Here is a 9,957-nt window from a genome sequence, read left to right on the forward strand (position 1 = left end):
CTTAATATTCAGGAATCCCATCACTTATTGTACTGTCTTCGGAAAAAGAAAGGAATATGATCTTTGTTTTATCCACCTCGACTTTTGATTTGTTCACTTTAGAGAACGCTTACATTGCTGTAGAGTTAGGCATATCAACAAATGACGAGCTGGGGGGGACAACATGAAAGGTTTATTGCGCTGGCTGAAGCTGGTTGGCCGTAACAAAGCTTTGCTCCTAATGGTGCTGCCGGGATTCGTATGGTTTCTGCTCTTCTGTTACTTGCCGATGCCGGGAGCGTTAATTGCATTTAAGGACTATCAGTTCAGCCGAGATGGATTCTTAGCCAGTATGATCGAGAGCAAATGGGTCGGATTCAAAAATTTCGAGTACCTATTCAAGACGGAAGACGCTTATCTCATCGTGCGGAACACGCTGCTCTATAACGCAGCCTTTATCATTCTCGGGACACTCTTCGCCGTGCTTGTCGCGATTGTCATTAGTGAGATTGCGAATAAGAAGCTGGCCAAAATTTATCAGACGGGCATGTTCCTGCCGCATTTTCTTTCGTGGGTTATCGTGAGTTATTTCGTATTCAGCTTTCTGAGCGTGGATAAAGGGGTACTGAACCAGTTCTTAACCTGGATCGGCGCAGATCCGGAATTCTGGTATACGGAGACCAAATTCTGGCCTTACATTCTGATCATCGTGAACTTGTGGAAGGGTGTCGGATACGGCAGTGTCATCTATTTGGCGGCGATCGTCGGGATCGACAAATCGTATTTCGAAGCGGCGATGATCGATGGAGCTAGCAAATGGCAACAAATTCGCAACATTACGATTCCAATGATTACACCGATTATCGTAATTATGTTCATTCTTGCGGTAGGGGGAATTTTCCGGGCAGACTTCGGGCTCTTCTACCAAGTACCACGCGATACCGGCGCACTTTACTCAGTTACGAATGTCATTGACACGTTCGTCTATCGCGGACTTAAGGTAACGGGCAATATCGGAATGAGTACCGCGGCCGGATTGTATCAATCTGTTGTTGGCTTCATTCTTGTCCTGGTCACGAACTTTATCGTACGGAAAATTAATAAAGAACAAGCGTTATTCTAAATGGCCATGGTCATCCCGTGGTTTATGGACCGACATCTTTAGCGAGAGGGGGAACTCCATTTTGGAACATAGAACCGTCATCGATTCACACCCATCATTGAACAATCCTAGAGCACCGCGAAAGAAGCTGCGGAACATTCATCATCTGTCGCCTTTCTGGAATGCCATGGCGCATATTGGGATTGGATTATTTTCACTAGCATGTGTCTATCCGTTCTTGTTCGTTGTCGTGCTGTCCTTCACAGATGAGCAGTCGTTAGCGAAGAATGGGTATAAAATTATCCCAGAGCAGTGGTCTGTGGAAGCTTACACGTACCTGTTCAGGACAGGTAATCAGTTGCTGCGATCCTACGGGGTTACGTTATTCATCACCGTTGTGGGGACGCTACTCACACTCGTGATCGTATCCCTGTATGCTTATGCGATATCCCGAAGCTATTTTCATTTTCGAGGATTTTTCTCCTTCGTCGCCTTCTTCACGATGCTGTTCGGGGGCGGACTTGTGCCGTCATATATCGTCGTGACGCAAGTGCTGCATTTGAAGGATACCATGTGGGCGCTAATTCTCCCGATGTGTGTCAGTGCGTTCTCGATCCTCATCATGAGGACCTTCTTCAAGACCATGGTTCCCGACGCCATTATCGAATCGGGCAAAATTGACGGTGCAGGCGAGTTCCGCGTATTCCTATACCTGGTACTGCCGATTTCGTTGCCGGGTCTAGCCACCATTGGGCTGTTCGCCGCCTTAGGTTATTGGAACGACTGGTTTAATGCACTGCTCTATATTGACGATGCGAGATTGCTTCCGCTGCAATCCTTGCTCATGAAGGTGGAGACGAACATTCAGTTCATTCTCCAGAATGCGGGGGTTGGCGGTGCGGCTGATCGAACGGATATGGTCAGAACGTTACCGGCCGAGACGACACGGATGGCGATGGTTGTTCTAGCTACCGTGCCTATTATTTTCGCGTATCCATTCTTCCAGCGTTATTTCGTGCAAGGCTTGACGATTGGCGCGGTGAAGGAATGATTACGAAGATAGATGCTATATGAGTTGAATTAACAAAACGTAGAAAAGATGAGCAGCACAAGAGCGAAGAGGAATGCTCGAACTGGAGGAGTGATAACGTTCGCCTTTGTTTTCGGATTTCCTCTATAACCCAATCATTCAAGAAATCCGAAAACAACAGCGGCCGGAAGTTGAGCATTTCTCGTAGCGGGGCGTCAAACGTCTGAGCCGGGTTTAGTTCAACTTATATAGCACTTAAACAAAAGGGAGGAAGACAGAGATGAGAAAAAGTGTACTACTCGTATTAACCTTCATCATGCTTGCTTCAATCGCACTCGCAGGCTGCTCTAGCGGCAGCAAGGACACAAAGTCCAGTGAGGGCACGAAGGACACAGGAACGACAGATACACAGGTTACGCCAGAGAAGAAAGAAGACCCAGTCACGCTATTATGGTATACCATTGGTGGACCGCAAAAAGACCAAGATAAAGTCTTGACGGAGGTCAACAAATATTTGCAAGAGAAAATCAATGTGAAGCTGGACATGAAAGTAATCGATTGGGGCGATTATTCGCAGAAAATGCAAGTTATCGCTGCCTCGGGTGAACCATTCGATATCGCGTTCACGAGTTCATGGGCCTTCAACTATGTTGAGGGTGCGAGAAAAGGTTATTTCCTCGAGCTGGATGAACTGTTGAACCAATCGGGTCAGGGCATCAAGGAAGTGCTCAATCCAGCGTTCCTCGAAGGCTCCAAAGTCAATGGCCATAACTATGCGATCCCGACGAATAAAGAGCTTCCTGCGCAAGCAGTGTGGCGGTTCAACAAGAACTTGGTCGACAAATACAAATTAGACATTACACAAGCAACAATGCTCGAGAGCCTTGCACCGATGTTGAAGGCTGTCAAAGCAGGTGAGCCGGATGTATATCCGATTCCATCGAACATTGGTATGTACCTTCCGTTTGATTTTGCATTAGAAGGCATTCCGGTTGGAGTACCAATGAACACAACTGATTTCAAAATGGTGAATATTTGGGAATCTGTGGAAGCGAAGCAAGTCTTCAAGACGATGCGCGAGTATTACCAAGCTGGTTATTTGCCGCCAGATGTCGCAACCAAACAAGGCAATGATTTCGAGAAAACGGGCAAATGGCTCGTGGATAAGCAGCACACCGTACCTTTTGCCGACATTCAATGGACAGAAAGCATGAAGTATCCGATCGTCTCGACGCCAATTCATGAGCCGCTCGTGTTCAACTGGTCCGTAACGGGTTCGATGCAGGCGATTTCGGCCAAAACGAAATATCCGAAGCAGGCGATGGAATTCCTGAACTTGCTGAACACGGATAAATATCTGCGCAACTTGATCAACAATGGTATTGAAGGCGTGCACTACAAACGGTTGACAGCTGATACGTATGAGCCGATCCCAGACTCCGGTTACAGCATGCCGTCCTTCACGCTCGGCAACATGTTCTTGCTTGATAAGTTAAAGGCTGACCCGGCAGATAAGTGGGAGCAATACAAGAAATTCAATGATTCCGCGAAAAATGCACCGCTGCTTGGGTTCCAATTCGACCCAACGAATGTCATGACAGAAATCGCGAACGTGAAGAATGCGGTCGATGAATTCGGTCCATCCTTCAACACAGGATCCGTGGATCCAGAGAAGATGCTGCCAAAAGCGATTGAGAAGCTGAAGGCGCAAGGCATCGAGAAGATCATTGCAGAAGCACAGAAGCAGCTTGACGCTTGGCGCGCAAGCAAATAATACGATCATCAGCAGGCCTTCTGCTGCGAGGGGAACAATATCCTTCGCGGCAGGAGGCTATTCTCATCTTATCTGGGCACAATTGGGAAATAGGCCCCCGTTTATATGATATTTGTCATACTCGTCACCTGACGTTCATGACTACTCGGCCAACACGGCATTTTCTATACTGAAGATAGAATAGACCTGCTGGGTAGGTTTCCCCATGCATGAGCCCAAGGAGGAAATGACACGATGACACATTCCCATGTCACCCATTTGAAGAAAGAAATGGTTCCCTATGAGAAGAGCAATATCAAGACGAGTATGAAGCAGATTTTAAATACGATTTTACCTTTAGTCCTGCTATGGATCGCGGCTTATGCCAGCCTGTCCGTATCGTACTGGCTCACGCTGCCGCTCACGATCGTCGCATCGGGCTTTGTCATTCGGACGTTTATTATTTTTCATGACTGTTGTCATCAATCCTTCTTCAAGAGCCGTCGTGCAAATGATATCCTCGGCACGATTACAGGCGTTCTGACGCTGGTCCCTTATCAGCAATGGAAGAACAGCCATTCCATCCATCATGCGACGAGCAGTAACCTCGATAAACGGGGCGTCGGCGATATGTGGGTGATGACGGTGGATGAATATGTGGCAGCACCGCTGATGCAGCGCATTGCTTATCGAATCTATCGCAATCCGATTGTTATGCTCGGTCTCGGACCGATTTTTATATTTGTATTGACCTACCGTTTCAACCGTAAGGGCGCGAAGCGCAAGGAACGAATGAACACGTACCTGACGAATGTACTTATTGTAGCGCTATACGCATTGCTGTGCTGGGCGATTGGCTGGCAGGCATTCCTCTTGGTTCAGGTTCCGATTATTTTCGTATCTGGTATGCTCGGGATTTGGTTATTTTATGTGCAGCATCAATTCGAAGATTCGTATTTCGAGCATGAAGACGAGTGGAGTTATGTCCTTGCGGCTGTAGAGGGGAGCTCGTATTATAAGCTGCCGAAGCTGCTGCAGTGGATGACGGGCAACATTGGCTTCCATCATGTACACCATCTGAGCCCGAAGGTGCCGAATTACCTGCTGGAGCAAGCGCACAATGATACGCCGCCATTACAGCATGCAACGACGATTACGCTTCGTACGAGCTTGCAGTCACTGCGGTTCCGTCTGTGGGATGAGGAGCGCAAGACATTCGTAAGCTTCAAGCAGATCAAACATTTGCTGGGAGGACCCGCAAGAAAGGCAGCGGCCTCGGTCAAGAATCGCCGTCCAAGTGTTCAAGGCAAATAACTACGCCGCCATCGTTTGTGATAAGATACTTATAACGTATCTTATGAACCTTAGGGAGGGGCAGCCTTGCAGAAATGGTATCAAATTTTTCACCGGAGTACGGGGCTTAGCCCTTATGTATGGGTCGTCTTTTACATTCTCCCTTTCTACTTCATATTTCGCTCCTCGTCTCCGTATGAGGTGGCGATCGGTATTATTATGATCATGGCCTTTTTTGGCTGCTATGTGCTGTCCTTTGTCTCCAAAGGATGGCTTGTCTATTTCTGGACGTCAATCCAGATTCTGATTTCGGTTACGATGACAGTGCTGTTCGGTTATGTATACTTTGGGTTGTTCCTGGCGTTCTTCATCGGGAATATTCATCATCGGGCCGGCTTTATTACACTCTATACGATCCACCTCATTACGACGCTTGTGACGATTAATTATGGATTCGCAACGAAAAATCCGATCATGATCACGCAAATTCCGTTCGTCTTGGTTAGTCTGATCGCCGTCATTCTCTTGCCTGTAACGACGTATTTCCGGAACAAGAGAGAGTTGCTCGAAGTGCAGCTGGAGGACGCCAACAAGCGGATATCGGAGCTGGTGAAGCTAGAAGAGCGTCAACGGATTGCACGGGATTTGCATGATACGCTAGGGCAGAAACTCTCATTAATTGGATTAAAGAGTGATCTGGCGGGAAAACTTATCGACAAAGACCCGGCAGGTGCACACGCCGAGATTCAAGATGTACGGCAGACGGCGAGGCATGCACTTAAGGAAGTGCGGGAAATGGTAACGCAAATGCGCGGGACGAGTCTCGAGGATGAGATGTTCCGGGTGAAGCAAATTCTGAAGGCGGCCTTCATCGAATGTCATGTTGAAGGGGACCTGAAACTCACCAATACCTCACTCCTTGTTGAAAATGTGATCAGCATGTGCCTCAAGGAAGCCGTGACGAATGTGGTCAAGCATAGCAGCGCGACGCTCTGCAGCATTTGCATCATTCCTTCGCGAACGGAGCTCACGGTAAAAGTCATGGACAATGGCGTGGGGCTAACGAATGAAGCGATGTGCAAGCGAGGCAATGGACTGCGCGGGATGAAGGAACGGCTTGAATTCGTGAACGGCAGTATGGAGATTCGTTCTGAATCCGGGACGACCCTGATCATTCGCGTTCCGAATATCGTGAATCAACCGGAGAAGGAGGTGGTCGTATGATTCGAATTGTGATCGCAGAGGATCAGCGGATGCTGCTCGGCGCACTCGCTTCATTGCTCGATTTGGAAGAGGACATGGAAGTAGTCGGCCGGGCGAGCAATGGCGAAGATGCCGTGAAGCTGGCTCACCAATATCGGCCGGATATCGTCGTGATGGATATTGAGATGCCGGGCAAGAACGGACTCGAAGCGGCAGAAGAGCTCAAAGGCAGCGGCTGTAAAGTCATGATCTTGACCACCTTCGCGAGATCGGGGTATTTCGAACGGGCGATTAAGGCAGGAGCGCACGGTTACTTGTTGAAGGACAGCCCGAGCGAAGAGTTAGCAGATTCCATTCGCAGCATTATGGCAGGTCGTCGGATCTACGCATCGGAGCTCGTCGATGACGCGTATGGCGAGGAGAACCCACTGACGCAGCGGGAGAAGGAAGTGCTCGGCCTAATCGCGGACGGGAAGAATACGAAAGAAATCGCGACCCAGTTGTACATTACGCAAGGAACGGTACGCAACTATATATCCGTCATTCTCGATAAGCTGCAGGTAACGAATCGGATCGAAGCGATCACGCGGTTCAAAGAGAAGGGCTGGTTCAAATGAGAGGAGCAGGCATAATGCCTGCTTTTTTTTGTATAGATGAACAGGAATTCAACAGCGATTGGAACCCTTTTAATAATATGAAATAGCTTCATTATCTTGTCACAATTTACCAGACGAACTATGATCGTATTATGGCGTTGAAATAACATCCACAGGAGGTCGTCATGGTGCAGAAAAGACCGAATATCTTGTTGATTACGAGTGACCAGCAGCATTGGAACACGATTGGAGCATTCAACCCGGAAATCTCGACACCGCATTTGGATCGATTAGTTGCAGAAGGAACGACATTCACTCGGGCTTATTGCCCGAACCCGACATGTACGCCATCCCGTTCTTCCATTATTACGGGGATGTACCCGAGCCAGCATGGCGCATGGACACTTGGCACGAAGCTGCCGGAAGAAGCGCATACGGTAGGGGAAGATCTGCAGCAGGCAGGTTATCGGACGGCATTGATTGGGAAGGCGCATTTCCAACCCGCGTATACTTCCGATGCTTATCCGTCCATTGAGTCGCAGCCTCTGCTACAAGATCTGGAATACTGGAAGAAGTTCCAAGGCCCGTACTATGGCTTCGAGCAGATTGAGATGCTGCGCAATCATGCGCACGAGCATCTGGTAGGTCAGCATTATGCGATCTGGTTGGAAGAGAAGGGCTGCGAGAACTGGCGGGATTACTATGCACAGCCGACTGGAAAATTGACGTATGATGTGCAGCACAAGTGGGACATTCCCGAGGAATACCACTATAGCACGTGGATTGCAGAGCGTACGAATGCGCTCTTGGAGGACTACCAACAGAACGATGAGAATTTCTTCTTATGGGCAAGCTTCCCGGATCCGCATCCGCCATATCTCGTGCCTGAGCCATGGTGCAGCATGTATGACCCAGATCAGCTTACGATTCCTTCTGTCGTAGCGGGCGAGCATGACAACAATCCGCCGCATTTCAAGCTATCGCAAGAGCAAGGTCCGGACTATTCCACGTATTACGAGACAGGGTATGGGGTTCATGGATTCCATAGCCATCTACATACGACAGAGCAGCTGAAGAAGGATATTGCCGTGTATTATGGCATGGTGAGCCTGATGGACAAATACATCGGTTCGATTCTGGATAAGCTCGATGAGCTGGGGCTTGCTGAGGATACGATCGTCGTATTCACGACGGATCACGGTCACTTTATCGGTCAGCACGGTTTAATTGCCAAAGGTGCGTTCCATTATGAAGATTTATTGAAATTACCATTCATCGTTCGTTATCCGAAGGAAGTTGCCGCAGGCGCGACAAGTCATGCGATGCAATCACTTGTAGATTTGGCACCGACGTTCTTGAAGTTCGCGGGGGTGCCGATTCCTGGCGCCATGACGGGGAAAGACCAGTCGGAAGTATGGCTTGGGAATCAGGAGAAGGCTCGCAACAACATAATATGCGAGTTCCATCATGAACCGACGACTGTTAACCTGCGAACCTATGTGAATGAACGCTATAAAATAACCGTCTATTGCAATCAAGAGTACGGAGAGATGTTCGATTTAGTCGAGGACCCGAATGAAATTCGCAATCTCTGGGATAGCTCGGAACACCGAGATTTGAAATCCAGACTGCTCATGGAGTTCATGTGGGCTGAGCTGGACAAAGATCCGATGTGGATGCCGCGGATTGCGGGAGCGTAGAATCTAGCTTACGCTATTCATAGCGGTGTATGATTCCTGTTAGGGGTCTACACCGCTTTTTTTGAGTGTAGTGTATTACAAAATTTAACATTATTTCTCCTCAAACCCAATAATGTTATAGATTCTAGAAAATCATCTATTTCCTGTTCATGTGCAAGAGCAAACGATAGAATTATTGGTATAATAATGTCAAACCATATCGAACGTGATAGAAAGAGGATGAAACTGCATGATACTCGTAAGTTCTTGTCTTGCTGGTGTAGAATGCCGGTATAATGCAACGCATCGCCTGGTATACAAAATTCATGAACTTGTAGAACAGGGACGAGCCAAGATGGTGTGTCCGGAATTGCTCGGTGGGTTCCAGACGCCGCGTGAACCTGCAGAGATTGTGAACGGAACAGGCGAAGATGTGCTGGATGGCCGTGCGAAGATCGTAGAGAAGTCGGGGAGTGACGTGACCGAGCTCTATCTCCTTGGGGCGCAGCGTACCCTCGAACTCGCACGTGAGCTGCAGGCGACGATCATTGTACTAAAGGAATACAGTCCCTCCTGTGGTGGGAAAATGGTCTATGATGGCAGCTTCTCGAATACGCGGATGGTGGGTGTTGGGGTTACGACCGCGCTGCTAAGACGTGAAGGGTTTAATGTCATTTCGGAGGAAGAATTTGTTGAGATGATGGTGTGATAAGGAACACAACATAAGTAGAGGAGTGAATGGAATGTCAGAGCTCGGAACGAAGGACAATCCTTGGCAGCTAAAAACACCGCCATTAACATCGGAGTATCAGATGTACAAGGATGAGAAGGATGGACGAGAAATTATCGTCTGTACGGTTGGGAAGACCGTGCTGCATTACGATGCTCGTTGTATTGCAGATTTACATGAAATGCTGAAAGCTCATGGAGATTGGATGGAGCTCGGCAGCGCTGACGAGCAGAAGCCAGCGAAGGATGGTACGGTGGAAGCTTGGGGGCGTTCTCTCGAGAATCCAGTCGGAGGCTGGTATGGGCTGAAAAAAGGACTTCGCGGGCGCTTCGGCATGTATGTTCCGCCGTTGATGGAAGCCCTAGGACTTGCAGAAGTTGAGCATAACCCAAGAAATAATCGGATGCGGGCGCTATAAGACAATCATGATACGACACAGAACACGACGACCCCTTCGTCGTGTTTTTTTGAGGGGGTTAAACGTGAGATTTACGTCTCTATGACGGACATCTATGCCGTTTTTTGAGTGTGATAAAAATCATTGACAGAATGAATGAAAACGATGTCGAAAAATGTAGAAAAATGGTATGAT

At 48.3% G+C, this 9,957-nt stretch carries 9 protein-coding genes; all 9 read left to right on the top strand.

The genetic code is table 11. The annotated features are described in order from the left end of the window. Positions 1 to 163: 163 nt before the first annotated feature. Positions 164 to 1,102, top strand: coding sequence for an ABC transporter permease (locus tag C558_RS0122515; RefSeq protein WP_018758569.1), 939 nt, complete (start codon positions 164 to 166; stop codon positions 1,100 to 1,102). Between the two features lie 166 nt (positions 1,103 to 1,268). Continuing rightward, on the top strand, positions 1,269 to 2,132 hold the full coding sequence (locus C558_RS0122520) for a carbohydrate ABC transporter permease (protein ID WP_051106913.1): 864 nt from the start codon (positions 1,269 to 1,271) through the stop codon (positions 2,130 to 2,132). Between the two features lie 259 nt (positions 2,133 to 2,391). After that, on the top strand, positions 2,392 to 3,885 hold the full coding sequence (locus tag C558_RS0122525) for an ABC transporter substrate-binding protein (protein ID WP_018758571.1): 1,494 nt from the start codon (positions 2,392 to 2,394) through the stop codon (positions 3,883 to 3,885). Between the two features lie 234 nt (positions 3,886 to 4,119). Next, positions 4,120 to 5,178 (top strand): Delta(5) desaturase DesA, encoded by a 1,059-nt coding sequence (desA, locus tag C558_RS0122530; protein WP_018758572.1) that lies wholly within the window; start codon positions 4,120 to 4,122, stop codon positions 5,176 to 5,178. A gap of 66 nt (positions 5,179 to 5,244) precedes the next feature. Beyond that, complete coding sequence (locus C558_RS0122535) at positions 5,245 to 6,381, top strand: sensor histidine kinase (protein ID WP_018758573.1); 1,137 nt, start codon at positions 5,245 to 5,247, stop codon at positions 6,379 to 6,381. Continuing rightward, positions 6,378 to 6,977: a response regulator transcription factor gene (locus C558_RS0122540; protein ID WP_018758574.1), complete on the top strand. Its 600-nt coding sequence runs from the start codon at positions 6,378 to 6,380 to the stop codon at positions 6,975 to 6,977. The genes C558_RS0122535 and C558_RS0122540 overlap by 4 nt, the downstream gene beginning before the upstream one ends. 164 nt (positions 6,978 to 7,141) lie before the next feature. Beyond that, a complete protein-coding gene (locus C558_RS0122550; RefSeq protein WP_018758576.1) occupies positions 7,142 to 8,656 on the top strand; it encodes a sulfatase family protein in 1,515 nt (504 codons plus the stop codon). A gap of 229 nt (positions 8,657 to 8,885) precedes the next feature. Then, positions 8,886 to 9,344: a 2-thiouracil desulfurase family protein gene (locus C558_RS0122555; protein WP_018758577.1), complete on the top strand. Its 459-nt coding sequence runs from the start codon at positions 8,886 to 8,888 to the stop codon at positions 9,342 to 9,344. Positions 9,345 to 9,378: 34 nt separating this feature from the next. Further along, positions 9,379 to 9,783 carry a DUF6855 family protein gene (locus C558_RS0122560; RefSeq protein WP_018758578.1) on the top strand — a complete coding sequence of 135 codons (405 nt, stop codon included), beginning with the start codon at positions 9,379 to 9,381 and terminating at the stop codon, positions 9,781 to 9,783. Positions 9,784 to 9,957: the final 174 nt, after the last annotated feature.

Origin of the sequence: Paenibacillus terrigena DSM 21567 (genome assembly GCF_000374845.1) — a bacterium.
Taxonomy (GTDB): domain Bacteria; phylum Bacillota; class Bacilli; order Paenibacillales; family Paenibacillaceae; genus Paenibacillus_K; species Paenibacillus_K terrigena.